General features: G+C 71.3%; 21 protein-coding genes and 1 pseudogene. 10 read left to right on the forward strand and 12 right to left on the reverse strand.

The window, feature by feature from the left end:
- Nucleotides 1–116 precede the first annotated feature (116 nt).
- The 6 genes from ACTWQC_RS17125 to mce all read right to left on the reverse strand — a co-directional run bounded on the left by ACTWQC_RS17125 (nt 117) and on the right by mce (nt 8,760).
- Nucleotides 117–1,010: a hypothetical protein gene (locus ACTWQC_RS17125; protein WP_443316554.1), complete on the reverse strand. Its 894-nt coding sequence runs from the start codon at nt 1,008–1,010 to the stop codon at nt 117–119.
- 171 nt (nt 1,011–1,181) lie between these two features.
- A complete protein-coding gene (locus ACTWQC_RS17130) occupies nt 1,182–1,952 on the reverse strand; it encodes an ABC transporter permease (protein WP_443316555.1) in 771 nt (256 codons plus the stop codon).
- Nucleotides 1,953–1,955: 3 nt separating this feature from the next.
- Nucleotides 1,956–2,984: an ABC transporter ATP-binding protein gene (locus ACTWQC_RS17135; RefSeq protein WP_443316556.1), complete on the reverse strand. Its 1,029-nt coding sequence runs from the start codon at nt 2,982–2,984 to the stop codon at nt 1,956–1,958.
- A 186-nt stretch (nt 2,985–3,170) separates the two neighbouring features.
- On the reverse strand, nt 3,171–4,106 hold the full coding sequence (locus tag ACTWQC_RS17140) for a cellulose-binding protein (RefSeq protein ID WP_443316557.1): 936 nt from the start codon (nt 4,104–4,106) through the stop codon (nt 3,171–3,173).
- A 115-nt stretch (nt 4,107–4,221) separates the two neighbouring features.
- Nucleotides 4,222–7,860 carry a polarized growth protein Scy gene (gene scy, locus ACTWQC_RS17145; protein WP_443316581.1) on the reverse strand — a complete coding sequence of 1,213 codons (3,639 nt, stop codon included), beginning with the start codon at nt 7,858–7,860 and terminating at the stop codon, nt 4,222–4,224.
- A gap of 459 nt (nt 7,861–8,319) precedes the next feature.
- The gene (gene mce, locus ACTWQC_RS17150) at nt 8,320–8,760 is read right to left on the reverse strand and encodes a methylmalonyl-CoA epimerase (RefSeq protein ID WP_443316558.1); all 441 of its coding nucleotides are present in this window, start codon (nt 8,758–8,760) and stop codon (nt 8,320–8,322) included.
- Between the two features lie 136 nt (nt 8,761–8,896).
- Between mce and ACTWQC_RS17155 the strand changes: the two genes are divergently transcribed.
- From ACTWQC_RS17155 to ACTWQC_RS17165, 3 genes and pseudogenes are all read left to right on the forward strand, one after another.
- Nucleotides 8,897–10,108 carry an acetyl-CoA C-acetyltransferase gene (locus ACTWQC_RS17155; protein WP_443316559.1) on the forward strand — a complete coding sequence of 404 codons (1,212 nt, stop codon included), beginning with the start codon at nt 8,897–8,899 and terminating at the stop codon, nt 10,106–10,108.
- Between the two features lie 88 nt (nt 10,109–10,196).
- Nucleotides 10,197–11,156, forward strand: a complete 960-nt coding sequence (gene meaB / locus ACTWQC_RS17160; RefSeq protein WP_443316560.1) for a methylmalonyl Co-A mutase-associated GTPase MeaB — start codon at nt 10,197–10,199, stop codon at nt 11,154–11,156.
- Between the two features lie 244 nt (nt 11,157–11,400).
- Nucleotides 11,401–12,038 (forward strand): annotated as a pseudogene (locus tag ACTWQC_RS17165) (sensor histidine kinase); the annotation flags it as partial.
- Here ACTWQC_RS17165 and ACTWQC_RS17170 read toward each other — a convergent pair.
- From ACTWQC_RS17170 to ACTWQC_RS17185, 4 genes are all read right to left on the reverse strand, one after another.
- A complete protein-coding gene (locus ACTWQC_RS17170; protein WP_443316561.1) occupies nt 11,992–12,468 on the reverse strand; it encodes a MarR family winged helix-turn-helix transcriptional regulator in 477 nt (158 codons plus the stop codon). The pseudogene ACTWQC_RS17165 and the gene ACTWQC_RS17170 overlap by 47 nt on opposite strands.
- 123 nt (nt 12,469–12,591) lie before the next feature.
- Nucleotides 12,592–13,374 (reverse strand): AIM24 family protein, encoded by a 783-nt coding sequence (locus ACTWQC_RS17175; protein ID WP_443316562.1) that lies wholly within the window; start codon nt 13,372–13,374, stop codon nt 12,592–12,594.
- A gap of 85 nt (nt 13,375–13,459) precedes the next feature.
- Nucleotides 13,460–14,110 (reverse strand): AIM24 family protein, encoded by a 651-nt coding sequence (locus ACTWQC_RS17180; RefSeq protein WP_443316563.1) that lies wholly within the window; start codon nt 14,108–14,110, stop codon nt 13,460–13,462.
- Entirely contained in the window at nt 14,110–14,748 is a 639-nt protein-coding gene (locus ACTWQC_RS17185; protein ID WP_443316564.1) for an AIM24 family protein, read from the reverse strand. Before ACTWQC_RS17185 ends, ACTWQC_RS17180 begins: the two co-directional genes overlap by 1 nt.
- A gap of 376 nt (nt 14,749–15,124) precedes the next feature.
- On the opposite strand from ACTWQC_RS17185, the gene ACTWQC_RS17190 reads away from it, so the two are divergent.
- Both ACTWQC_RS17190 and ACTWQC_RS17195 read left to right on the forward strand, forming a co-directional pair.
- Nucleotides 15,125–15,469 (forward strand): DUF3817 domain-containing protein, encoded by a 345-nt coding sequence (locus tag ACTWQC_RS17190; protein ID WP_443316565.1) that lies wholly within the window; start codon nt 15,125–15,127, stop codon nt 15,467–15,469.
- Nucleotides 15,466–15,759 carry an MTH1187 family thiamine-binding protein gene (locus tag ACTWQC_RS17195; protein WP_443316566.1) on the forward strand — a complete coding sequence of 98 codons (294 nt, stop codon included), beginning with the start codon at nt 15,466–15,468 and terminating at the stop codon, nt 15,757–15,759. Before ACTWQC_RS17190 ends, ACTWQC_RS17195 begins: the two co-directional genes overlap by 4 nt.
- Here ACTWQC_RS17195 and ACTWQC_RS17200 read toward each other — a convergent pair.
- Nucleotides 15,704–16,861 carry an ArsR/SmtB family transcription factor gene (locus ACTWQC_RS17200; RefSeq protein WP_443316567.1) on the reverse strand — a complete coding sequence of 386 codons (1,158 nt, stop codon included), beginning with the start codon at nt 16,859–16,861 and terminating at the stop codon, nt 15,704–15,706. The two genes, ACTWQC_RS17195 and ACTWQC_RS17200, sit on opposite strands and share 56 nt — an antisense overlap.
- Nucleotides 16,862–17,140: 279 nt before the next feature.
- Here ACTWQC_RS17200 and ACTWQC_RS17205 point away from each other — a divergent pair, with 279 nt between their 5' ends.
- The 3 genes from ACTWQC_RS17205 (at nt 17,141) to ACTWQC_RS17215 (ending at nt 20,068) form a co-directional block, all read left to right on the forward strand.
- A complete protein-coding gene (locus ACTWQC_RS17205; protein ID WP_443316568.1) occupies nt 17,141–17,650 on the forward strand; it encodes a MarR family winged helix-turn-helix transcriptional regulator in 510 nt (169 codons plus the stop codon).
- A gap of 149 nt (nt 17,651–17,799) precedes the next feature.
- A complete protein-coding gene (locus tag ACTWQC_RS17210) occupies nt 17,800–18,132 on the forward strand; it encodes a DUF3817 domain-containing protein (protein WP_443316569.1) in 333 nt (110 codons plus the stop codon).
- Between the two features lie 235 nt (nt 18,133–18,367).
- Nucleotides 18,368–20,068 carry an acyl-CoA mutase large subunit family protein gene (locus ACTWQC_RS17215; protein ID WP_443316570.1) on the forward strand — a complete coding sequence of 567 codons (1,701 nt, stop codon included), beginning with the start codon at nt 18,368–18,370 and terminating at the stop codon, nt 20,066–20,068.
- A 107-nt stretch (nt 20,069–20,175) separates the two neighbouring features.
- On the opposite strand, the gene ACTWQC_RS17220 is transcribed toward ACTWQC_RS17215, so the two are convergent.
- Nucleotides 20,176–20,922, reverse strand: a complete 747-nt coding sequence (locus ACTWQC_RS17220) for a TetR/AcrR family transcriptional regulator (protein ID WP_443316571.1) — start codon at nt 20,920–20,922, stop codon at nt 20,176–20,178.
- A 218-nt stretch (nt 20,923–21,140) separates the two neighbouring features.
- Here ACTWQC_RS17220 and ACTWQC_RS17225 point away from each other — a divergent pair, with 218 nt between their 5' ends.
- Together ACTWQC_RS17225 and ACTWQC_RS17230 are read left to right on the forward strand one after the other, a co-directional pair.
- Nucleotides 21,141–22,130: a tetratricopeptide repeat protein gene (locus tag ACTWQC_RS17225; protein WP_443316572.1), complete on the forward strand. Its 990-nt coding sequence runs from the start codon at nt 21,141–21,143 to the stop codon at nt 22,128–22,130.
- Between the two features lie 870 nt (nt 22,131–23,000).
- Complete coding sequence (locus ACTWQC_RS17230) at nt 23,001–23,618, forward strand: DUF6230 family protein (protein WP_443316573.1); 618 nt, start codon at nt 23,001–23,003, stop codon at nt 23,616–23,618.
- Nucleotides 23,619–23,681: the final 63 nt, after the last annotated feature.

Here is a 23,681-nt window from a genome sequence, read left to right on the forward strand (position 1 = left end):
TTCACGTCACAGAGGCTTTCAGGCGAGAGCAGCCAGGCAAGAAGCGGCCAGGTGAGCGGAGCCAGGCGAGCGCTGCCAGTGAGAGCAACCCGGCGAGCGCTGTCAGGTGAGCGCCGTCAGGCGAGAGGCGACAGCGAATCGCCGAGCGGCGGCAGCTCGTCGTAGAGCCGCGGCTCGGCGCTGTCGTCCACGTACGGAAGGAAGTCGGTCTGCGGCAGCAACCGGCCCTCCTCGCCGAAGATCCGGGTGCCCTGCTCGCGGAGTTCCCTGTCGGCGGCGGCCCGCAGGACCCAGGTCTGCGGGTCGGGGCCGAGCAGCTCGCGCAGCCGGGCCGAGTCCTGGAGCAGGGCGGCGATCAGCTCCCTCTGGTCCCCGCCTCCGGGCCGCGGGCGGCCGTCCGGCCCCACGAGCACCCCGTGGACGCTGACGTAGATGTACGCACCGCCGAGCCGCTCCCCGGACGGCATCGTCAGGGGGAAGCGGTCGCCCGGCAGGATCGCCCGGTGGTAGTGGATCTCGGTGTCGTCCACGGCCTTGAGCTGAGCGGCGTCCAGCCAGGAGACGACGAGCGTCGTCACGGCGTCCCGCACCAGGTACGGCGCCGCGGCCACATAGCCCGCGCGGCCGATGTGCGCGGAGTAGCCGACGGCGATCCCGCGCACCCGCACCGGCACCATCGGCACGGCGACGGGCAGGCCGAGCCGGATGAGCTTGTTGCGGACTTGGGCGGGCGAGGCGTTGGAGCCCACCGCGACGACCGGGTGGCGCTGCCCCGTACCGACCTGGCCGAGGGCGCTCAGCGCCTGGTCGAGCTGCTGGGCGGGGCCAGGGTGCCGGTCCGTGCGCCTGCCGATGTACCAGGCGCCCAGGCGGCGCGGCCGTACGCGCAGCGGCAGCAGCTCGCCGCCGGCCAGCAGACCCGGCTCGGCGACCGGCCGGCCGGGGTAGATGAGGGGCTGCTCGGCCGGCACGTCCGCGAGGCCCAGCGCCTCCAGGGTTCTGTCCTTCACGGGGTGAGCCTTTCCGGCCGACGGGTGGGATTGAATCCAGCCGAGACCTGGCCTCTCCAGATGTCCGTCCTTCACGGGGTGAGCCTTTCCGCCACAAGCAGGTCTACCCGGAGCTCCGCCAGAAGCTCTACCCCGACCTCCGCCGCAAACAGCTCTACCCGGACCGGCGGACTACGCGTCCCGCTGCCTGATGACGGCGTAGCCGCCGACGAGGGCCGCGGCCACCCAGGCGGCCATGATGGCGAGACCGCCCCACGGCCCGTACGGCGTCGTGTCGTCCGGCCGCGTGACCACCTGCATGACGTGGCCGCCCGCCTGGTCCGGCAGGTACTGGCCGACCTTCCGGGTGGCGTCCACGTTGCCCAGGATGTTGGAGATGATGAAGAAGAAGGGCATCAGGATGCCGAGCGACAGCATGGGGCTGCGCAGCATGGCGGCGACGCCCATCGAGAACATCGCGATGAGGCCCATGTAGAGCCCGCCGCCGAAGACGGCGCGCAGCACCCCGGGATCGCTGATGGAGGCCCGGTGCTCACCGAGCAGGGCCTGGCCGAGGAAGAAGGCGCCGAAGCTGGTCACGAACCCGATGAGGAACGCGAGGGCCGAGGCCACCGCGATCTTGCCGAAGAGGAACGTGCCGCGCTGTGGGACGGCGGCGAGCGAAGTGCGGATCATGCCGGTGCTGTACTCGCTGGAGACGACCAGCACCCCGAAGACGATCATCGCCAGCTGACCGAGGCCCATGCCCGCGAAGCTGGTGTACGTCGCGTCGAAGGACAGCTGGTCCCGCGCCGGCATGGTGTCGAACGTGCTGCGGGTGACGATGCTGATCAGCGCGCCGAGCGCGAGCGAGACGACGAAGGCCAGACTCAGCGTCCAGATCGTCGACGTCACGGACCTGATCTTCGTCCACTCCGACTGGAGGACCTGCGTCGCCGCCATCGCTCAGGCGCCCTTTCCGTCGTTGATACCCGTTCCACTCCCGATGCCCGTGCTGTCCTTGCTGTCCGTGATGCCCCCGCGGCTGCTCTGCGCGCGCCAGTCGGTGCCCCAGCCCTGCGCGCCGCCGTTGTGCGCGTGGTACTCCACCGACTCCGCGGTCAGCCGCATGAACGCCTCCTCGAGCGACGCCTGCTGCGGGCTCAGCTCGTGCAGCACCAGCCGGTGCTCCGCTGCCAGTTCGCCGATCCGCGCCGCGTCCGCGCCCTCCACCTCCAGTGAGCCGTCCTTCGCCGCGGTGACGGGCGCGATCCCGGCGCCGTCCAGCACATCGCGCAGCTTCTCCTGCTCGGGCGCGCGCAGCCGTACGTACGACCGCGAGTTCTGCGCGATGAACTCCGGCATCGAGGTGTCGGCGAGGAGCCTGCCCTGTCCGATGACGACCAGGTGGTCGGCGGTCAGCGCCATTTCGCTCATCAGGTGGCTGGAGACGAAGACGGTGCGACCCTCGGCGGCGAGACGCTTCATCAGGTTGCGGATCCAGTGGATGCCCTCGGGGTCGAGGCCGTTGACGGGCTCGTCGAACATCAGGATCTGCGGGTCGCCGAGCAGCGCGGCCGCGATGCCGAGCCGCTGGCCCATGCCCATGGAGAAGCCCTTGGCGCGCTTCCGCGCGACGGAGGCGAGGCCGACGGCGTCCAGTACCTCGCGGACCCGGCCGCGCGCGATGCCGTTGCTCTGGGCGAGGCAGAGGAGGTGGTTGTACGCGCTGCGGCCGCCGTGCACCGCCCTGGCCTCGAGCAGGGCGCCGATGTACATGAGGGGGTCGCGCAGGTCGGCGTAGTGCCGGCCGTCGATCCGTACGTCCCCTGCGGTGGGGTGGTCGAGGCCGAGCACCATGCGCATGGTGGTGGATTTGCCCGCGCCGTTGGGGCCCAGGAAGCCGGTGACCATGCCGGGGCGGACGGTGAAGGACAGCCGGTCGACGGCCAGCGTGTCCCCGTAACGCTTCGTCAGGCCCTGGAGCTCGATCATTCCCTCACGCTAGGCACCGCGGCGGCCGCCCCGCCATGCGTGAGCACCCGCCCGGGTCAGAGCCGCGCGCTGCGGCACCTTCCATGGACGCGATGGGCGCCCCCTCGGTGTGAGAGGGCACCCATCGCATGTGAGTGGAGGCCTGGCGCGGGGCGCGGGCTGCGGGGCGTAGGGGGACGGACCCGGTTACCGCGTCTGCTGGGCCGGGACGCCCCGGGTGACGGGCTCCTCCTCCGGCGTGCCGGCCGCGGCCACCGCCGCGCCCGTCAGCGTGGCGAGCATCTCGCGGACGTTCGTCAGCTGGGCGTTGATGCTGTCGCGGCGGTTGGTGAGCGCCGCCAGCTCGCGCTCGGACTCGCTGCGGATCCGGTCGGCCTTGGCGTTGGCGTCGGCGACGATGTCCTCGGCCTGGCGCTGCGCGGTCTCCACCGTCTGGCGGGCCCGGCGCTCCGCGTCCGTACGCAGCTTCTCCGCCTCCAGGCGGAGCTGCTCGGCGCGGTGCTCGATCTCCGCGAGGCGCTTCTCCGCCTTGGCCTGACGGGAGGCCAGGTCGCGCTCGGACTGCTCGCGGCGCTTGGCGAGGTTCGTCTCGAAGTCGGCGGCGGCCTGGGCGGCCTTGGCGCGGGTCTCCTCGAAGAGGGTGTCCGCCTCCTCGCGCTTGGACTGCGCGTCCTTCTGCGCGTCGGCGCGCAGCGCCGCGGCGTCGCCCTTCGCCTTCTCGACGATCCGGGCGCCCTCGTCCTCGGCCTTCGCCTTGCGCTCGGCCGCGAACGATTCTGCATCGTTACGAACTTGCTGCGCCGCGCCCTCGGCCAGTTCGCGGTGCTGCTCGGCGGCCCTGCGGGCCTCCTCGCGCAGGTCCTTGGCCTCCTCCTCGGCGAGCCGGAGGATCTTCTCCACGCGCGCGCCGAGCCCGGCGTAGGACGGCTCGGCGTCGTTGACCTGAGCCTGGGCGTTCTGCGTTTCGAGATGGAGCTCCTCGATGCGCTTTTCCAGAGAGGTGATACGAGCCAGTGCACTGTCACGGTCGGCGACGAGCTTGGTGATGCGGTCGTCCACCTGCCCGCGGTCGTATCCACGCCGCACGAGCTCGAAGCCGAAGGGGGAGGAAGTGTCGCTCATGGGGTTCCTGTCGAAAGAGACCGGTGAGGTGATAGGGGGAATCCTAGGGGCCGCGACGGCGTGTCATCGAGTCAATGCGGCTTTGATCTGGAGAATGAACCCACTTTTGGGTGGCTTAGCCCTCTGACGGCTTGCCACTCGATCGGGTGGCGCCCGCACCGGCCGCCGCCTTGACGCCGCCCGGGGTTGAGCCGCCGTTGGGCCCGGACTTGCCCGAGCCCGGTGCCTCGAATGACTCCAGAGCCTCCAGAACGTCCTGGACACGGGAGATTTCGGCCTGGATGTCCTCGCGGCGGCGCACCAGGATCTCCAGCTCGCGCTTGCCCTCGTCGACCGTACGCTTGGCGTCCTCCGCGGCCTCGGCACGGAGGCGCTCGGCCTCCCGCAGCGTCTCGGCCTTCTTCTGCTCCGCCTCCTTGAGCAGGCCCTCGGCCTTCCGCACCGCGGCGATCCGCACCTTGCTCGCCTCGCTGCCGGCATCCGAGACGAGGGTCTTGGCCTTCTCCTCGGCGTCCGCGAGCTGTTCGCGCGCCGCCTTCACCAGCTTGTCCACCCGCTCGCCCGCGGACTTCATCGCCTCGGAGGTCTCGCGGCGGGCGCGGTCATGGAGCTCCTCCACCTCGCCCTCGACGCGGGCGCGCAGCTCCTCGCCCCGCTCCCGGATCGCGGTGGCGTCCCTGCGGGCCTCGCCGAGCAGCGTGTCCGCGTCCGTGCGGGCCCGCTCCACAAGTCCGTTGCCCTCGTTCGTCGCCTCGGTGACGATCCGGTCGGCCTCCTTGCGGGCGGCGCCGACCATGGTGTCGGCCTGCTCCTCGGCGGCGGTCGCCGCGCGTACGGCCTCCTCCTGGGCCTTGGCGACGAGCTGGTCGGCCTGCTCTGCGGCTCCGGCCAGGCGCTTGGCCGCTGCCTCGCGGGCCTCGTCCAGCGTGCGGTCCGACTCCTCCTGCGCCTCCCTGCGCAGCCGTTCGGCCTCGGCCTCGGCGTCGCGCCTGATCTGCTCGGCCTCGGCGCGGGTGTGGGCCGCGTGCTCCTGAGCGGAGGCCGTCGTGGCCGCCGCCTCGGAGCGCAGCCGCTCGGCCTCGGACGTCGCCTCGGTGATGAGCCGGTCGGCCTGCCCTGCGGCGTCCGCCCGCTTGCGGCCCGCATCCGCGCGGGCCGACGCCAGCAGCCGGTCGGCCTCCTCGATGGCCTCGGAAACCGTGCGCTCGGCAAGCGACTTGGCGGCCTCGGACTCCTCCTGCGCCTCGCGCCGGACCCGGGTCGCGTCGGCCGAGGCGCGCTCCCGCTCCGCGTACGCGTCGGCGCGGACCCGGTCGGCCTCCTCCTGGGCCTCTGCGCGGGTCCGCTCCGCCGCGTGCTCGGCGGCGGAACGCAGCCCCGCGATCTCCTCCTCGGCCTGCTCGTGCAGCCCGGCGACCGAGTCCCGTACCGCCTGTGCCGTCTGCTCGGCTGCGGCGACCATTTCGGCCGACCTGCGCTCCGCCTCCTCGACCAGGCGCTGCGCCTCGGTCTGCGCCTCCTCGACCCGCTGGCGGGCGGAGGCGAGCAGCTCCTCGCTCTGCTCGCGCGCCTGGGCCCGCTCCTGATGGGCCTCCTCACGGGCGTCGCCCAGCAGTTGCTCGGCCTCCCGGCGGCGGCGGGACGCCTCCTCCTGGGCGGCGGCCAGCGCCTCGGCGGCCTCGGCGCCGGTGCGTTCCGCGGCGGCCGCGGCCTCGGCCCGTACCCGGTCCGCCGTCTCCTGCGCCTGCGCCCGCAGCTCCTCGGCCTCGGCGGCCGCCTCGCCACGCAGCCGTACGGCGACGGCCTCGCCCTCGGCGCGGGCGTTCGAGGCGTCCGCGGCGGCCTCGTTGCGCAGCCGGTCGGCCTCCGCCTCGGCCTGCTGCTGAAGCGTGCGCAGCCGCTCGGCGGCCTCGGTGCGCAGCCGCTCGGTCTCCTCGGCGGCCTCCCGGCGCAGCCGCTCGGCCTCCGTACGGGCCTCGCGCAGCGCCTCCTCGGCCGCGGTGACCCGGGTCTCCGCCTCCGAGTGCAGCCGGGCCAGCTCGTCCGCGGCCTCGGCGCGCCGGTCGCGGGCCGCCTGCTCGGCCTCCTCGCGCAGCTGCCGGGCCTCCTCGGCCGCCGCCTCCGAGAGCTGCCGGGTCTGCTCCGTGGCCTCGGCCCGCAGCTCCTCGGCCTCCGTACGGGCCCGCTCCAGCGCCTCGTCGGCCTGCCTGCGCAGCGTCGAGGCGCGCTCGATGGCCTCGGTGCGCACCCGCTCGCTCTCGGCGGTGGCGGAGTTCCGCAGCTCCTCCGCATCGGCCTTGGACCTGGCCAGCAACTCCTCCGCGGAGTTGGCCGCCTCCTCGATCTGCTGGACCGCCTCGCGCCGGGCCTCGCCGCGGATCCGCTCGCCCTCGGCGACCGCCTCGGCCCGCAGCTGCTCGGCCTCGCCGCGCAGCCGGCGCGCCTCCTCCTGCAGCTCGACGGTCTTGGCGCGGTACTCCTTGGTGTCGTCCTTGGCCGCACCCTTGAGCTGCTCGGCCGAGTCGTGCGCCTCGGCGCGCAGCCGGTCCGCCTCGGCCTCGGCCTCGCGGCGGATCCGCTCGGCCTCCTCGCTCGCCGCCTTGGTGGTCGCCTTGGCGTCCTCCGACGCCTTCTTCAGCACCTCCTCGGCGCTGCGGGCGGCCTTGGCGAGCTGAGCGGCGGAGTCCTCCGCGGCCCTGGAGCGGGCGGTCTCCTCGGCCTCGGCGATCAGCCGCTCGGCCTCGGCGCGGGCGTCGGCCCGCAGCTGCTCGGCCTCGGCCTTGAGGGCCTCGGTCTCCTTGGTGGCCTCGGTGACCAACCGGGCGACCTGGGCCTTGGCCGTACGGGTGCGCTGCTCGTTCTCGGACTCGGCGCTGCTCAGCCGCTTCGCGGCGGCGGCCTCCGCCTCGTCGCGCAACCGGTCGGCCTCGGCGCGCGCGACGCGCAGCGCCTCGTCGGCCTCCTTGATCCGCTGCTCGGCGGTCCGGGTCAGCTCGATGGCCTGGCGGCGGGCGCTGTCGGACTCGGTGGCCGTGGAGCTGCGCAGCTGCTCGGCGTGGTCGGTGGCCTCCTGGGCCTGCGCGCCGGCCGCGGTCAGCAGCCGCTCGGCGTCCGTCCTGGCCCGGCGCAGGATCGCCTCGGCCTCGGCGCGGGCCGCCTCGGTCTCGGAGACGAGCCGCTCGCGGGCCTGCTCGGCGAGGCGGTGGGCCTCGGCGCGGGCGTTGGCCAGCGACTGCTCGGTCTCGGCCCTGGACTCCTCCATGAGCCGGCGGGCCTGGGCCTCGGTGCGGGCACGCAGCTGCTCGGCCCAGGCGACGTTCTCGTTGACGTGCGACTCGACGGTGGCGCGGCGCTCGGCCAGCTCCTCGTCCAGGCGCCGGCGCCGGTCGACCGCCTCGGCGTGCAGCTCGGCCTCGAGCCGGGCCTGCCGCTCGGCCTGCTCCTGGAGCAGCCGCTGGGTCTGGGCGCGGGCCTCGCGCAGCTCGCGCTCGGCGTCGGCGCGCAGCTGGTCGGCCTGGATCTGGGCGTTACGGAGCAGCTGCTCGGCCTGGTAGCCGAGTCCTGCGGCGTCGTAGGCAGGGCGGGACGCGAGGTTACGACGCGCCTCGTGGAGCTTGGCGCGCAGCACCTCGACCTGGTAGCCGAGGTCGTCGGCGTGCTGGACCGCCTTCTCGCGCTCAGTTCGCAGCCGCTCCATCTCGGCTTCGAACTTCGAGAGGTGATCGTCAGCCTCGTAGCGGTCGTAGCCCCGCACTCCGCGGTCCCATCCGTCCCCTGGTCGCGTCGACACCGGCGCCTCTCCTGCCCGTACAGCTGCCGGTCCGGTCTCCGATCTGCGCTGTCCTTCTCCGATACGTGTCTGTCTGGATACGTGCCTATCGGAGAATGGTGTCAGATCATCGGCGAGGCATGGGTCACAGCCCCCAACCCGCACCCGGCCGAGGGGTAACTCTACCGGCCGGGCGACGTGGAGGTCAGTGCTCGTTCGTGGCCGTCGAAGCCGCCTTGGCGCAGCGACCCGTCACCCAGCCACCCGCCGGACCGGCGGTGGCGCCCCAGCCCATTGGACCGGCCGTGGCGCACCGACCTGTCACCCAGCCACCCGTCGGGGGCCGCGGTGGTGCACCGAAGCGTCGGACCGGCCTTGGTGCACCGACCTGTCACCCAGCGGAGCAGCTCCGCTCTACCGGATTCACCGGCCAGGGACGTGTGGTCAGTGCTCGTCCGAGGCCGGAGGAGCTGCCGTCACGAGCTCGGTCAGCACGCCGTGGCAGTCCTTGGGGTGCAGGAACGTGATGCGCGAGCCCATGGAGCCCCTGCGCGGCTCGTCGTAGAGCACGCGCACGCCCTTGTCCCGGATGGCGGCGGCGTCGCCGTCCACGTCCGCGGTGCCGAAGGCGATGTGGTGCACGCCTTCACCGTTCTTGGCCAGCCACTTCCCGACGGCGGAGTCCTCGCGCGTGGGCTCCAGGAGCTGGAGGTAGGAGGCACCGCCGTCCGAGGTCTCGTTGATCTTGAGCATGGCCTCACGGACCCCTTGCTCCTCGTTGACCTCGGTGTGGAACACCTCGAAGCCGTACGTGGCACGGTAGAACTCGACGGTCTTGTCGAGGTCGAAACAGGCGATCCCGATGTGGTCGATACGCGTCAGCATGGGTCCAGTGCACCGCTCACACGGCCCGTTACGCAACGTGCGCGCGATCACACCTTCTGGCCGATGACCCGGCACGTACCGCTCAGTACATTGAGGTAAACCCTCGTTCACATCCTTCACATGAAGGGGCCGCTCCATGACTGGTTCGACCGGCAACACCTCCGTGATCGTCGCAGGAGCCCGTACGCCCATGGGGCGCCTGCTCGGGTCCCTGCGGACCTTTTCCGGGGCCGACCTCGGAGGCGCCGCCATCAAGGCCGCGCTGGACCGGGCCGGCATCGGCGGCGACCAGGTGCAGTACGTGATCATGGGCCAGGTGCTCCAGGCCGGCGCCGGGCAGATTCCGGCCCGCCAGGCCGCCGTGAAGGCCGGCATCCCCATGAGCGTGCCCGCCCTCACGGTCAACAAGGTGTGTCTGTCCGGGCTCGACGCCATCGCGCTGGCCGACCAGCTGATCCGCGCGGGCGAGTTCGACGTGATCGTCGCGGGCGGCCAGGAATCGATGACCAACGCCCCGCACCTGCTGCCGAAGTCCCGCGAGGGCTTCAAGTACGGCGCGGTGGAGATGATCGACGCCATGGCGTACGACGGTCTCACCGACTCCTTCGAGAACGTCGCCATGGGCGAGTCGACCGAGAAGCACAACACCCGGCTGGGGATCGGGCGGGAGGCGCAGGACGAGATCGCGGCGCTCTCGCACCAGCGGGCCGCGGCCGCCCAGAAGAACGGGGTGTTCGAGGCCGAGATCACGCCGGTCGAGATCCCGCAGCGCAAGGGCGACCCGGTGATCTTCTCGAAGGACGAGGGAATCCGCGCGGAGACGACGGTCGAGTCGCTCGCCAAGCTGCGCCCGGCCTTCGCCAAGGACGGCACCATCACGGCCGGTACCTCGTCGCAGATCTCGGACGGCGCGGCCGCCGTCGTGGTCATGAGCAAGGCGAAGGCCGAGGAGCTGGGCCTGGAGTGGATCGCCGAGATCGGGGCGCACGGCAATGTCGCGGGCCCGGACAACTCGCTCCAGTCGCAGCCGAGCAACGCGATTGCGCATGCGCTGGGCAAGGACGGGCTGCGCGTTGAGGATCTCGATCTGATCGAGATCAACGAGGCGTTCGCCGCCGTGGCGGTGCAGTCAATGAAGGACCTCGGGGTTTCCCCCGAAAAGGTGAACGTCAACGGTGGCGCGATCGCCCTCGGCCACCCCATCGGGATGTCGGGCGCACGGATCGTGCTGCACCTGGCGCTGGAGCTGAAGCGGCGCGGTGGCGGTCTCGGCGCGGCCGCGCTGTGCGGTGGCGGCGGGCAGGGCGACGCGCTGATCATCCGGGTGCCGCAGAACGGCGGGAAGTAACGGGAAGTAAGAAGTAAGGCGAGGCGGGGGTAAGGCGGGAGCGGGCACCCGCCAGGCAACCCGTACGAGCGCGAGGAGCAGAGCACTCATGGCTGACGTCCCCACCCTGGTGGAGCAGGCGAGGCAGGGGCGGCCGCGTGCCGTGGCCCGGCTGATCTCACTGGTGGAGGGGGCGTCGCCGCAGCTCCGCGAGGTGATGGCCGCACTGGCTCCGCTGACCGGCGGGGCCTACGTGGTGGGGCTCACCGGGTCGCCGGGTGTCGGCAAGTCGACATCGACGTCGGCGCTGGTGACCGCGTACCGGAAGACCGGCAAGCGGGTCGGCGTCCTCGCCGTCGATCCGTCCTCGCCCTTCTCCGGTGGGGCGCTGCTCGGCGACCGGGTGCGGATGAGCGAGCACGCCTCCGATCCGGGGGTCTACATCCGGTCCATGGCCACACGCGGCCACCTGGGCGGTCTTGCGTGGGCCGCGCCGCAGGCGATCCGGGTGCTGGACGCGGCGGGGTGCGACGTGATCCTCGTCGAGACGGTGGGGGTCGGCCAGTCGGAGGTCGAGATAGCCTCCCAGGCCGATACGAGCGTGGTGTTGCTGGCGCCCGGCATGGGGGACGGGATCCAGGCGGCGAAGGCCGGGATCCTCGAGATCGGTGACGTGTACGTCGTCAACAAGGCCGACCGGGACGGCGCGGATGCCACTGCGCGCGAGCTGAACCACATGCTGGGGCTCGGGGAGTCGCGGGCGCCGGGGGACTGGCGGCCCCGGATCGTGAAGACCGTCGCGGCCAGGGGCGAGGGCATCGACGAGGTCGTCGAGGCGCTGGAGAAGCACCGGGCGTGGATGGAGGAACGGGGGGTCCTCGCGGACAGGCGGAGACGGCGGGCGGCCGGTGAGGTCGAGTCGATCGCCGTCACCCGGCTGCGGGAGCGGATCGCAGACCTGCACGGCGACCGGCGCCTGGGCGCTCTCGCTGAGAGGATCGTGGCGGGTGAACTGGACCCGTACGCTGCCGCGGACGAACTGGTCGAGGGCCTGACCAACGGCGGCTGAGCGGGCGTTCGCAGGCTGGGTGGCTGGGGCGCGTGCGGCTGAGCGGTCGGTCGCGTCGCGTGTGGTGGTCCGCGACGGTGCTGGCCGTACCGCCCGCCGTTCGCAGGGCTGGGTGGCCGCCCCGCCCGCGCCTAGGCGGTCGCGCTGGTCGCCGCGGGCATCACCGTCCTGCTGGTGCTCCATACGAACCTGACCGAACAGGCCGATCTGCAGGCTGAGGTGACGGCCCGTGAGGTCGCGACCGGCGGCGCTCGAGGCGTCGGTGGAACGGCAGCGGCGGTTCGCCGACCGACGCCTCGCACGAGCTGCGCAGCCCGATCGCGAGCCTGCGCACCCAGCTCGAAGTGGGGATCGCCCACCCGGAGTTGCTGGATGCAGGCGGCGCCGTCGAGGCCGCCGTACGGCTCCAGCAGCTCGCCGCCGACCTGCTGCTGCTCGCCCGGCTGGATGCGGGGGAGGGGCCGAGGGGGCTGGAAATAGCCGGTTCGCGCGGCCAGTTGGCGCGGTGCTCGGGAATCCGCTGGACAATGCCCAGCGGCACGCCGCCGCCGAAGTCCGCGTCACGCTGCGGGCCGAGGGCGGTTGGGCGGTGCTGGAGGTGGCCGACGACGGAGCGGGCGTGCCCGCGGCCGAGCGTGAGCGGATCTTCGAGCGGTTCGTGCGCCTGGACGATGTCCGCAGCCGTGACGACGGGGGCGCCGGTCTCGGCCTCGCCATCGCCCTTGACGTGGCCGAGCGGCACAGCGGGACACCGTCGTACGCGACTCGTGGACGGGCGGCGCGCTGTTCGCACTGCGCCTCCCGGCCTCCGGGCCTCAGGCCCGGGATTCACCCCCTAGCAGCGGCCCCGGTGCGAACGGAGATGCTCGGCGACCGGAGTGAGGTACTCGCGAAGGGCCTCGAGTTCCCCGGGTGGCAGCAGATCGATGAAGTGCCTCCGCACCGACTCGACATGGTGCGGAGCGACCTTCTGCATCGTCTCGGAGCCCAGGTCGGTGAGCACGGCATACAGGCCGCGCCGGTCCGACTCGCAGTGCTCGCGGCGGACCAGACCCGCGTTCTCCATGCGCGTGATCTGGTGGGAGAGTCTGCTCTTGGACTGGAGCGTCGCGGCTGCGAGGTCGCTCATGCGCATCCGCTGCTCTGGTGACTCGGAGAGGTTCACCAGGATCTCGTAGTCGTTGTTGGTCAGTCCGAACGGCTGAAGATCCTTTTCGAGCTGGTGCATCAACAGCTTGTTGACGTCGAGGTGGGTACGCCAGGCCCGCTGCTCCTGGTCGGTGAGCCAGCGGGCATCCGTCTCGGTCTCCATAGATTGATTCTACCTTGGAAAGTTGAATTACGGACTATTGGCTGGTCAGGCAACGTCGTCCGTCCCCCCGAGACGCACGCGTGGGTGTGCACGCGTTCGACGTTACACTCCGCAGACTACCGCTCACAGCCCGAAGCGGCGCTGGAGACCCCCAAGGGAGCCGGGGAGCTGTGGGAGCTGCGGTTGTCCGGGCTGGCCGCCGTGACCGCCGTGACCGCCGCCGGGCACCCCGTCCTGATGCGGTATGGCCCCGGCCTCCCGCTCCGCCATCAGCTGTTCCGTGGACTGCAGCAGCACCTGCCCGGCGCCCACGAACTCGAACTGGTGCTCCTCGCCCGACGCCCCGCCGACGCCCGTCAGCGCCCGCAGGTTGCCGAGCACCCCCCGCAGGTACTGGTGGTCGTAGTGGTGGCAGGGCGAGGGGCAGTCGGCCCAGCCGACCAAGGCCTGGGGATCGACGCGGATGGGCGGATCGACGAAGACGACCGGGCCGTTGGACGCGGCCACGAACTTGCCCGTGCCGATGAGGGTGAGGAAGCCCGGGATGATCGACTGCTTCAGGGCCAGCCCCGGCTGGAAGGCCAGCAGATTGCCGGACCTTATGGTGAGGTTCCCGTCCTCCAGGTCGTAGGAGTTGACGTCGAAGGCCCGGTCGGCGAGCAGCATCTTGCCCTGGCCCTCGGCCACCACCCAGTCCGCGGCGTGCAGGGGCGAGTGGAAGCTGCCCGCGACCAGGCGGTCGAGGCGGCCGTGCCCTATGCCGTGGAAGTCGATCCCCCCGTAGTAGGCGATCATCTTGCCCTTCTGCAGGAACCACTGGCCGTTCAGGTCGACGCAGAAGGTGTAGCCATTGACGTTGTCGTCCGCCGGCAATGTGTGTGGGTCGTGGACCACGGGACCACTCACAGCTTCTCCTCCGAGGCTTGGACGAATACCGCGACCGGCAGCGTGCGCGGGTCGAACACGGCGGGCCCTTCCGCCGGATGGGCACTCACAGCTTCTCCTCGGATGCCTGCACGAACACCGTGCCGCTTCCCGACAGTTCGAGCTGGAAGGCCTCGCCGGAGCCGCGGCCCACCATGTCGCGCCAGCCGAGCGCGGTGGACAGCTTGTTGCGTACGTCCCCGTGGTGCGCCACGTACGCCTGCGGGTCGACGTGCACCGGCTGCTGCGGCGTGATCGGCAGCTCGATGACCCCGCCGTGAGCCATCACGGCGACCGCGCCGTGGCCCTTGAGGGTGGTCGTGAACAGCCCCTGGCCGGTGACCTGTCCGCGCACCATCCCCATCACGCCCCCCTGCGAGCCCATGAACATGGTGCCCTGCTGGAGAGTGCCGTCGAAGGCGAGAAGGCGGTCGGCCTCCACGTAGAGCGTGTCGCCCGAGAGGTTGATCACCTGGATGTGGTGGCCGCCGTGGCCGAACATCACCGTGCCGCTGCCCTCCACGCTCATCAGCGGTGCGGCTTCGCCCGCGATCCGCCGGCCGATCATCGAGGTCAGACCGCCCTGTCCGCCCTGGACGTTGGGCGTGAAGGTCACCTCGCCCTTGTACGCGAGCATCGCGCCGCGCTGGCTGAACATCCGCCGGCCGGGCTCGATCTGCGCCTCGACCATCCTGGAGTTGATCTCCCGGAAAGGCATCACGCATCACCGCCGATGGTGTTGCGCTCGCTCGGCTGTACGTACACCAGGCCCTCGCCCTCGAAGCGGATCTGGAAGGCCTCGCCCGAGCCCTCCCCTATGAACGTCCGGAAGTTGACTCCGGACTGGAAGTGCTGGCGCAGATTGCCGGTGTGCGCGATGTACGCACCCGGGTCCACCTGGAGCGGGTACTGCGAGGTCACGCGGAGCACGACGGCCGGCCCGTCCGAGACGATCGCCGCCTGGCCCGTACCCTCGACAGTCGTGGTGAACAGGCCGTTGCCCTGCGAGGTGCCGCGCAGGCCGGTGAAACTCGTCCCCGTGCGCAGCCCGCCGTCGGTGCACAGCAGGTTGCTGGCCTCGACGTACAGCCTCTCGCCGTGCAGTGCCACCAGGTTGATCTCGCTCGCGCGGTCCGCGAAGTAGCAGGTGCCCTTGCCCTTCACCTCCATGACGGTCATCTGCTCGCCGGTGATCCTGCGGGTCACCATGCCGCGCAGCCCCTCGCCGCCGCCGGACAACTTCTTGAACGCCATCTGGCCTTCGTACGCGACCATCGAGCCGTTCTTGGCCTTCACGGTGTCGCCGGTCATGTCAACGGCCAGCACTTTGCTGCCTTGGAGTCGAAACTGAGCCACGCCGCTGACCGTACCGGGGGAGGGGTGCTGCCGGGAGGCTGCCGCCATGTATTGGCTCGTGTATGGGCAGCTGAGCCACGCCGCTGACCGTACCGGGGGAGGGGTTCTGCCGGGAGGCTGCCGCCGTGTATCGGCTCGCGTATGGGCAGCTGAGCCACGCCGCTGACCGTACCGGGGGAGGGGTGCTGCCGGGAGCTGCCGCCGTGTATCGGCTCGCGTATGGGCAACTGAGCCACGCCGCTGACCGTACCGGGGAGGGGGTCCGACCGAGAGATACCCGGGGAACCGGGAACACCCGGGGAAGGAGACCGGCCCGAAGGCTGTCACAATGGACTCGCTTGTGCGTCCATTCACAAACTCGAAGAGGATTCTCCCCGTGGACATCAAGACGGCCTCCGCCATCCGCCGACTGCGCCTGGTCTCCGCCCCCGAAGCGGTGTCCTTCCTGCTGCTGCTCGTGTGCTCGGTCCTCAAGCGCACCACCGAGTTCAACGCGGTCCCGGTCATGGGCGCCGTCCACGGCGTCCTCTTCATCCTCTATGTCCTCTTCTGGGCGGACGCCTGGAACCGCACCAAGTGGTCCGTGAAGACCGCGGCGCTCTACTTCGTGCTGTCGGTCCTGCCGACCGGCGGGTTCTTCGCCGAGCGGAAGCTGAAGCGCGAGGCCGAGGACGGCGTCATCGCCGCCCGCGCCCGTAAGGAAGCGGCGGCCGAGGCGTGATCGTCGCCTTCTCGGTCACCCCGCTTGGCGTCGGAGAGGACGTGGGGGAGTACGTCGCCGACGCCGTGCGCGTGGTCCGCGAGTCCGGGCTGCCGAACCGTACGGACGCGATGTTCACCTCGGTCGAGGGCGAGTGGGACGAGGTCATGGACGTCGTGAAGCGCGCCGTCGCCGCGGTCGAGGCCCGGGCGCCCCGCGTATCGCTCGTCCTCAAGGCCGACGTCAGGCCCGGCGTCACGGACGGCCTGACGTCGAAGGTCGAGACCGTGGAACGCCACCTCGCGGACTGACCGCGCCGGGGTGGTGCTGCAGGGCGATGCCCAGCGGCGTGCGCTCGTACAGCACTTGGTGGCCCAGGCGGTGCGAGGTCAGCAGGCCCGCCCGGCGCAGGGCCGACAGGTGCGCCGATACGGAGGACGGGGCGAGGCCGAGGCGCCGGGCGAGCGCGGTCGTCGTCGCGGGCTCGGCGAGCGCGGCGAGGACGCTGGCGCGGCCCCGGCCGAGCAGCGCCGCCAGAGCCTCGTGCGGCCCGTCGTCGGGCTCGGCCCACAGGCCGCCGGTCCCGCGCGCCGGATAGACCACCGTCGGCGCCCCAGAAGTCCCGCCGCCGGAGGCGGGCGGTGGCTCGAATCCGCCCACCACGTCCGGCCGGACGAAGACGCTCGGCAGCAGTACGAGCCCGCTCCCGCCCGTGAGGCCGAGCTGTTCGCGGTCGCCGTTGTCGTTGCCGTTGCCGTTGCCCTCGGCGTTGCCCTTGCCGTTGCCCTCGGCGTTGCCCTTGCCGTCGTCGTCGCCGTCCGCGGAGCCGTCTCGGATGGTCAGTGTCCCGCCGGACCAGGAGAGCCGCGGGTGCAGCTCGCGGAAGAGCCGCTCGGGGCCACCGTCCGCGAGGTGCTGGGAGTGGAAGGCGATGTCCGCCTCCAATAGGCCCCGTAGCCAGGGCCAGTCCGGGGCGATCAGCGCCTTCCAGGCCAGCTCCAGCAGGTCCGCCGATTCGCGTACGGCCCGCCCGGGGTCGGCGAGCATGGCCCGGCCGCGCGGGCTGCCGGCCGCGCCCGGGGTCTCGGCGAGCGTCCGGGACAGGTCGTCGTACGCCCGCCCGGGGTCAGTGTTCCGTACGTACGCCAGCTCGTCGTCGATCGCGGTGACGGGGCCGCCGGGCGGCGGGCACAGGAAGTCCGCGGTGCGGCCCCGCTCCGGCAGCAGCAGCCACAGCGGCCGCAGGTCGAGCCCGGCCGCGGCGGTCCTGACGCGGCGCAGCCACGGCAGGTGGGAGCTGTGCCGCAGCGGGCCCCCGAGAGTGCGCACCGCCTCCCGCACCTCCCAGAGGGGGGAGACGGCGAACCGGCAGTGCAGCGGATTCGCGCCCGCGAAGCGGATGTGGAACGGCACGCGACGGCCCTCCTTCCGGACCGGATGGTCGGCTCGGCCCGAAAACATTGCGTCGCCGCGCATCTACCCAGTGGATATGCCGGGCATGTCTCTCTTTACGCAGGCAGAAGGGCGGAATGTGAGGGGGCTGATTGGCCAGGAACGGTGTCTTCGCTGAACGGGACGGCGTCCGGGCCGGTGTCCGGGAGGTGCCCGGGTCGGTGTCCGGGACGGCGTTCCGGCAATCCGGAGCGTGAGACGGGGCTGACCGCCATGTGACCGGCCGCTAAGGTCGGAGGCGTGCCCAAGCCGCTCAGCCTGCCCTTCGACCCCATCGCCCGCGCCGATGAACTCTGGAAGCAGCGATGGGGTTCCGTGCCGTCGATGGCCGCGATCACCTCGATCATGCGCGCCCACCAGATCCTGCTCGCGAAGGTCGACGCGGTCGTCAAGCCGTACGGTCTGACCTTCGCGCGCTACGAGGCGCTGGTGCTGCTCACCTTCAGCAAGGCCGGTGAGCTGCCCATGTCCAAGATCGGCGAGCGGCTCATGGTCCATCCCACGTCCGTGACCAACACCGTGGACCGGCTGGTGAGGTCGGGTCTGGTCGACAAGCGGCCGAATCCCAACGACGGGCGCGGGACGCTGGCCTCCATCACCGACAAGGGCCGCAAGGTCGTGGAGGACGCGACGCGCGATCTGATGGCGATGGACTTCGGGCTCGGCGTGTACGACGCCGAGGAGTGCGCGGAGATCTTCGCGATGCTGCGGCCGCTGCGGATCGCGGCGGAGGACTTCGAGGAGCAGTAGGGGGCTTCGAGGAGCGGCACGGCCTACGAGGAGCGGCACGGCCTACGAGGAGCGGCACGGCCTACGAGGAGCGGCACGGCCTACTAGGAGCGTTGGGGCCCCGGGCCCGCGCGAAGATCGCCCGGAACCTGCGGTTACGCTCGTATGCCATGAAGAAGAGCGTGCTGACCCGTTACCGGGTGATGGCCTACGTCACCGCCGTGATGCTGCTGGTGCTGTGCACCTGCATGATCTTCAAGTACGGCTTCGACAAGGGCGCCGACGTCACGTTCGTGGTCTCGCAGATCCACGGCGTGCTCTACATCGTCTACCTGGTCTTCGCCTTCGACCTGGGCTCCAAGGCGAAGTGGAGCTTCGGCAAGCTGCTCTGGGTGCTGCTCTCCGGCACGATTCCGACCGCTGCCTTCTTCGTTGAGCGCAAGGTTTCTGCGGAGGTGTCGCCGCTGGTCGGCGGGGTTGCGGCGGGGCCGGTCAAGGCGTAGCAGAAGCTGCTGAGCGCAGGGTCTCTGCGGAGGTGTCGCCGCTGGTCGGCGGGGTTGCGGCGGGGCCGGTCAAGGCGTAGCAGAAGCTGCTGAGCGCAGGGTCTCTGCGGAGGTGTCGCCGCTGGTCGGCCGGGTAGCGGCGGGGCCGGTCAAGGCCTGACGGGAGCCGCCCGCGCGAGGCGCGGGGCCGCTCTCCTGTCGACAGTTACTAGGACGTCCTAGTAAATTCGGAGGTATGAACGCCGACGCCATCGAGGAGGGCCGCCGCCGCTGGCAGGCCCGGTACGACGCCTCCCGCACGCGGGACGCGGACTTCAGCACGCTCTCCGGAGACCCGGTCGAGCCCGTCTACGGCCCGCCGCCAGGCGGCTCCGTGCCGGGCTTCGAGCGGATCGGCTGGCCCGGCGAGTACCCCTTCACCCGCGGCCTCTACGCCACCGGCTACCGCGGCCGCACCTGGACCATCCGCCAGTTCGCGGGCTTCGGCAACGCCGAGCAGACGAACGAGCGCTACAAGATGATCCTGGCCAACGGCGGTGGCGGGCTCAGCGTGGCCTTCGATATGCCCACCCTGATGGGCCGGGACTCCGACGACCCGCGCTCGCTCGGCGAGGTCGGCCACTGCGGCGTCGCCATCGACTCGGCCGCCGACATGGAGGTCCTGTTCAAGGACATCCCGCTCGGCGATGTGACCACCTCGATGACGATCAGCGGGCCAGCGGTCCCCGTCTTCTGCATGTACCTCGTCGCCGCCGAGCGGCAGGGCGCCGACCCGGCCGTCCTCAACGGCACGCTGCAGACCGACATCTTCAAGGAGTACATCGCGCAGAAGGAGTGGCTGTTCCAGCCCGAGCCCCATCTGCGCCTGATCGGCGACCTGATGGAGCACTGCACCCGCTCCATCCCCGCGTACAAGCCTCTCTCGGTCTCCGGTTACCACATCCGCGAGGCCGGCGCGACGGCCGCGCAGGAGCTCGCGTACACCCTCGCCGACGGCTTCGGCTACGTCGAGCTGGGCCTCTCCCGCGGGCTCGACGTCAACACCTTCGCGCCCGGCCTCTCGTTCTTCTTCGACGCCCACGTCGACTTCTTCGAGGAGATCGCCAAGTTCCGCGCGGCCCGCCGCATCTGGGCCCGGTGGATGCGTGATGTGTACGGCGCGACGTCCGAGAAGGCGCAGTGGCTGCGCTTCCACACCCAGACCGCCGGTGTCTCGCTGACCGCCCAGCAGCCGTACAACAACGTCGTACGGACCGCGGTCGAGGCCCTTGCGGCGGTGCTGGGCGGCACCAACTCCCTCCACACCAACGCCCTCGACGAGACCCTCGCGCTGCCGAGCGAGCAGGCCGCCGAGATCGCGCTGCGCACCCAGCAGGTGCTGATGGAGGAGACCGGCGTCGGCAACGTGGCCGACCCGCTGGGCGGCTCCTGGTACGTCGAGGCGCTGACCGACCGCATGGAGGCCGACGCCGAGCGGATCTTCGACCAGATCAAGGAGCGGGGCCTGCGGGCGCATCCGGACGGTCAGCACCCGATCGGGCCGATGACCTCCGGCATCCTGCGCGGCATCGAGGACGGCTGGTTCACCGGCGAGATCGCCGAGTCCGCCTTCCGGTATCAGCAGGCGCTGGAGAAGGGCGACAAGAGGGTCGTCGGCGTCAACTGCCACACCGGCTCGGTCACCGGCGACCTGGAGATCCTGCGGGTCAGCCACGAGGTCGAGCGCGAGCAGGTGCGCGTACTGGCCGATCGCAAGGCCGCCCGGGACGACGCCACGGTGCGCCGGGCTCTGGACGGGATGCTCGCCGCCGCCCGCAACGGCGGCAACATGATCGAGCCGATGCTGGACGCCGTACGGGCCGAGGCCACGCTCGGCGAGATCTGCGAGGCGCTGCGCGAGGAGTGGGGGGTCTACACGGAGCCGGCAGGTTTTTGAGGGCCGTGCGGGGACCGGTCCGTGACGTGCTGCGCGAGGAGTGGGGGTGTACACGGAGCCGGCAGGTTTCCAGCCCGGCGAAGTGGGCCGTTCCGCGGCCCGCGGCTTCAGCCCGGCGGAGCCGCCTGACCGATGGCCCCCAGTCCGCCCAGCAGCACCGCCGTGAACTCCGCCGCCCACCGCGCGTCCACCGGCTCGCCGCTCACCAGCGCGCGGTGCACCACCGCGCCCGCTATCACGTCGAAGATCAGGTCCACGGCGCGGGCCGCCGCCGCCTCGCCCTCCGCACCGGGGGCGTCCGGCGGCAGCTCGCCGCGCGCCTGGGCGCGGTGCCGACCCATCACGACCAGCCGCTTCTGACGGTCGACGATCGCCGCACGGATCCGCCCGCGCAGGGCCTCGTCCCGGGTGGATTCGGCGACGACCGCCATCAGCGCCGTCTTGGTCTCCGGCCGCTCCAGCAGCGCCGCGAACTGCTGCACCACGCCCTCGACGTCCGCCTGCAACCCGCCCAGGTCGGGCAGTTCCAGTTCGTCGAAGAGAACCGCGACCGCGTCCACGACGAGCTCGTTCTTGTTCGCCCAGCGGCGGTAGAGCGTGGTCTTGGCGACCCCGGCGCGCGCCGCGACGTCGCCCATGGACAGCTTCCCCCAGCCGAGCTCGACAAGCGCCGCCCGAGTCGCGTCGAGGATCGCCCGGTCGGCTTCGGCGCTGCGGGGGCGGCCGGTTCGGGTGGAGCTGCCGGTTCCGGTGGGGCTGCTCGTTCGGTCGGCCCGGTCGGTCCGGTCGGCTTCGGCGCTGCGGGGGCGGCCGGTAGGCGTGGAGCTGCCCGTACGGCTGGTGGTGGTGCACATGCGGGCGACCCTACCCCCGGGTAAGCCGAGGGGGGGTTGCCCAGTCGGGGGTGCGAGGAGATACGCTACGGCTCGTAGCGAAAGGGCGTTCAGCCCTCGCGACGACCACTGGCGCACGGGTGGGGACCCAGCGCCGATCAAAGCGCGGCGGACCACGACGACCACGGGGCGGAACAAGCGCTTTTCCGATCTCTGCGCGGAAGGGGGAGGATGTACTCATGCAGCCACGGAACATGTCCATGAGCGGAGTCGTCGACCTCGCCGCGGTGAAGGCCGCCGGGGAAGCCAAGCAGAAGGCGGAGCAGGCGCGGGCCGAAGCGGCCCGGGGCGGCGGTCAGGGAGCCGCTCCCGGCCGTCTGGTCTATGACGTCGACGAGGCGGGATTCGAGCGGGACGTCCTCCAGCGGTCCGCCGAGGTGCCCGTCGTCATCGACTTCTGGGCCGAGTGGTGCGAGCCGTGCAAACAGCTGAGCCCGCTGCTGGAACGCCTCGCGGCCGACTACGCCGGCCGGTTCGTGCTCGCCAAGATCGATGTCGACAGTAACCAGATGCTCTTCCAGCAGTTCGGCGTGCAGGGCATTCCCGCGGTCTTCGCGGTGATCGCGGGCCAGGCGCTGCCGCTGTTCCAGGGTGCCGCCCCGGAGGCGCAGATCCGGCAGGTGCTCGACCAGTTGATCCAGGCGGCCGAGCAGCGCTTCGGGATCGTCGGTGCACCGGTCGAACCGGGTGAGTCGGACGAAACGGACGCAGGTGAAGCGCAGGCGCAGGCCGGTCCGGCAGAGCCCGCGGGCCCGTACGACACCGCGCTGGCCGCCGCCCACCAGGCGCTCGACTCGGGCGACCTCGGCGGCGCGATCCAGGCGTACCAGAACGTGCTGGCCGACGACCCGGCCAACCCCGAGGCGAAGCTGGGCCTGGCCCAGGCCGAACTCCTCCGCCGGGTCCAGGAGCTGGACCCGCAGGCGGTGCGCAAGGCCGCGGCCGACAACCCGGGCGACGTCGCCGCCCAGCTCGACGCCGCCGACCTCGACCTGGTGGGCGGGCACGTCGAGGACGCCTTCGGGCGCCTCGTCGAAACCGTCAAGCGCACGGCGGGAGAAGACCGGGACCGGGCGCGGGTCCGGCTCCTGGAGCTGTTCGAGGTGATCGGCGGTGACGACCCGCGCGTAGCCGCTGCACGGAGTTCACTCGCGCGCGTGCTGTTCTGACCGAGCTGACCGGACTGACCTGGAAGGAGTGCCCCGCGCGTACCCGCCGCACGAAGCGCGCTCGCACGCGTGCTCTTCTGACCGAGTTGACCGGGCCTGAAGGGGGTGCCCCGGGGGTAGCCAGCCGCCGCGCGAAGCGCGCTCGCGCGCGTGCTGTCAGCCCGGCGCAGGAGTAGCCCCCGGCCCGCCGGGAAAAAATCTCCCCGGCGACCGACGGATGGGGCGCCCGTCCGCGTAGAGCAGGTGACGGCCGCTATGCCGCCACCGTGCCCCGGCCCGGGGAAGGCTGACTTACTGTCGCCCCGGGCGGCTCAGTGATCACAGCGGCCGCGCTTTACCAAAACTTGGTAATCGCGGCCGCTGTTACTTGCAGTAAGAGAAGCGCGGAGTCTTGTCCGCGTATGTGCCAATTACTCCTCCGTAATCGGACGTTGAGGCGGCGACCCTCCGTGGCCGTCCGAGATGCATCGGCCATAGATCGGTTATCGGTCCGTTACTAGCCAGTAACGCGGCCCTTGTGCACGACCGGGTTGATGCAGCACGATCGGCCACGCTCGGTCCATCCCCCGCAGTCCGGCAACCAGTCGCCCTGTGGGGTTCCTGGGTCCCCACCGAGCAGTCCGGCGGCAGTGGCGCCGGACTTTGGACAGGGGGGTCTCTGCCGTCACCCGGCAGGGCCTGTCCAGAGGTTGCGCGAGAGCGTGGCCAGTGGTTGTCGCTCGGGGGTGATCGCCGGTGTGTCGGGTGTGGTTTTCGCGTCTCCCGAGTACGACGGCGCTCTCCTTCCCGAGGACGTAGCACTTCTCCCATCCCAGGCCGGGTCGTCCCACCGACCCCGCCGGAGATGTACGTCCGAGAAGGAGGAAAGTCATGGAGTCCCTGGCACGTGGCGGGACCAGATGGAAGCGGTTCGCCGTTGTGATGGTGCCCAGCGTCGCGGCTACGGCCGCGATCGGTGTGGCCCTTTCGCAGGGTGCGCTCGCGGCATCGTTCAGCGTGTCCGGCCAGCAGTTCAAGGTCGCGGCTGAGCGGCTCGAGGGTAAGGGCTTCGTCCAGTACGGGGCCTACGACACCCAGGTCGGCGGGAAGAACGTGCCCGTTGCGGTCTCCGCGTTCAAGAGCGCGAAGATCAACAAGATGTGCCAGTCCGTCGTCACGCCGGACATCCCGCTCATCGGCACGGTCACGCTGCAGCTCAACGCCGGTGGCGACGCTCCGGTCGAGGCCGAGAACCTGTACATCGACGTGGCGCAGTTGGATGCCAACGCCACGTTCAAGAACATCAACATCGGTATCGCCGCCGGTGCCAGCACCAAGGGCCCCGGCATCAAGAAGGGCGATCACGCGAGCCCTGCCGGCTTCGCTCAGGAGGCCGACAGCGCCACCCTGACCGACGTCAAGCAGACCGCGTGGGCCACCAGCGCCGGAACCTTCAAACTGAGCGGGCTCAGCATGAGGCTCCACAAGGGCGTCAAGGAGTGCTACTAGCACTCGCCGGGCGGGTGGGGAGCCCACGTTTCCCGCCCGCCCACCCCCTGATCTGTTGTAACA

It is taken from the genome of Streptomyces sp. 8N616, from assembly GCF_052246385.1.
Lineage (GTDB): Bacteria > Actinomycetota > Actinomycetes > Streptomycetales > Streptomycetaceae > Streptomyces.

Coding starts and splice junctions, on each gene's coding strand:
- ACTWQC_RS17180 (WP_443316563.1), bottom strand. CDS start 14,110: ATGCCTTTCCGGGAGATCAACTCCAGGATGGTCGAGGCGCAGATCGAG.
- ACTWQC_RS17135 (WP_443316556.1), bottom strand. CDS start 2,984: ATGATCGAGCTCCAGGGCCTGACGAAGCGTTACGGGGACACGCTGGCC.
- ACTWQC_RS17130 (WP_443316555.1), bottom strand. CDS start 1,952: ATGGCGGCGACGCAGGTCCTCCAGTCGGAGTGGACGAAGATCAGGTCC.
- ACTWQC_RS17230 (WP_443316573.1), top strand. CDS start 23,001: ATGGAGTCCCTGGCACGTGGCGGGACCAGATGGAAGCGGTTCGCCGTT.
- ACTWQC_RS17140 (WP_443316557.1), bottom strand. CDS start 4,106: ATGAGCGACACTTCCTCCCCCTTCGGCTTCGAGCTCGTGCGGCGTGGA.
- ACTWQC_RS17170 (WP_443316561.1), bottom strand. CDS start 12,468: ATGGAGACCGAGACGGATGCCCGCTGGCTCACCGACCAGGAGCAGCGG.
- meaB (WP_443316560.1), top strand. CDS start 10,197: ATGGCTGACGTCCCCACCCTGGTGGAGCAGGCGAGGCAGGGGCGGCCG.
- ACTWQC_RS17225 (WP_443316572.1), top strand. CDS start 21,141: ATGCAGCCACGGAACATGTCCATGAGCGGAGTCGTCGACCTCGCCGCG.
- ACTWQC_RS17220 (WP_443316571.1), bottom strand. CDS start 20,922: ATGTGCACCACCACCAGCCGTACGGGCAGCTCCACGCCTACCGGCCGC.
- ACTWQC_RS17215 (WP_443316570.1), top strand. CDS start 18,368: ATGAACGCCGACGCCATCGAGGAGGGCCGCCGCCGCTGGCAGGCCCGG.
- mce (WP_443316558.1), bottom strand. CDS start 8,760: ATGCTGACGCGTATCGACCACATCGGGATCGCCTGTTTCGACCTCGAC.
- ACTWQC_RS17155 (WP_443316559.1), top strand. CDS start 8,897: ATGACTGGTTCGACCGGCAACACCTCCGTGATCGTCGCAGGAGCCCGT.
- ACTWQC_RS17210 (WP_443316569.1), top strand. CDS start 17,800: ATGAAGAAGAGCGTGCTGACCCGTTACCGGGTGATGGCCTACGTCACC.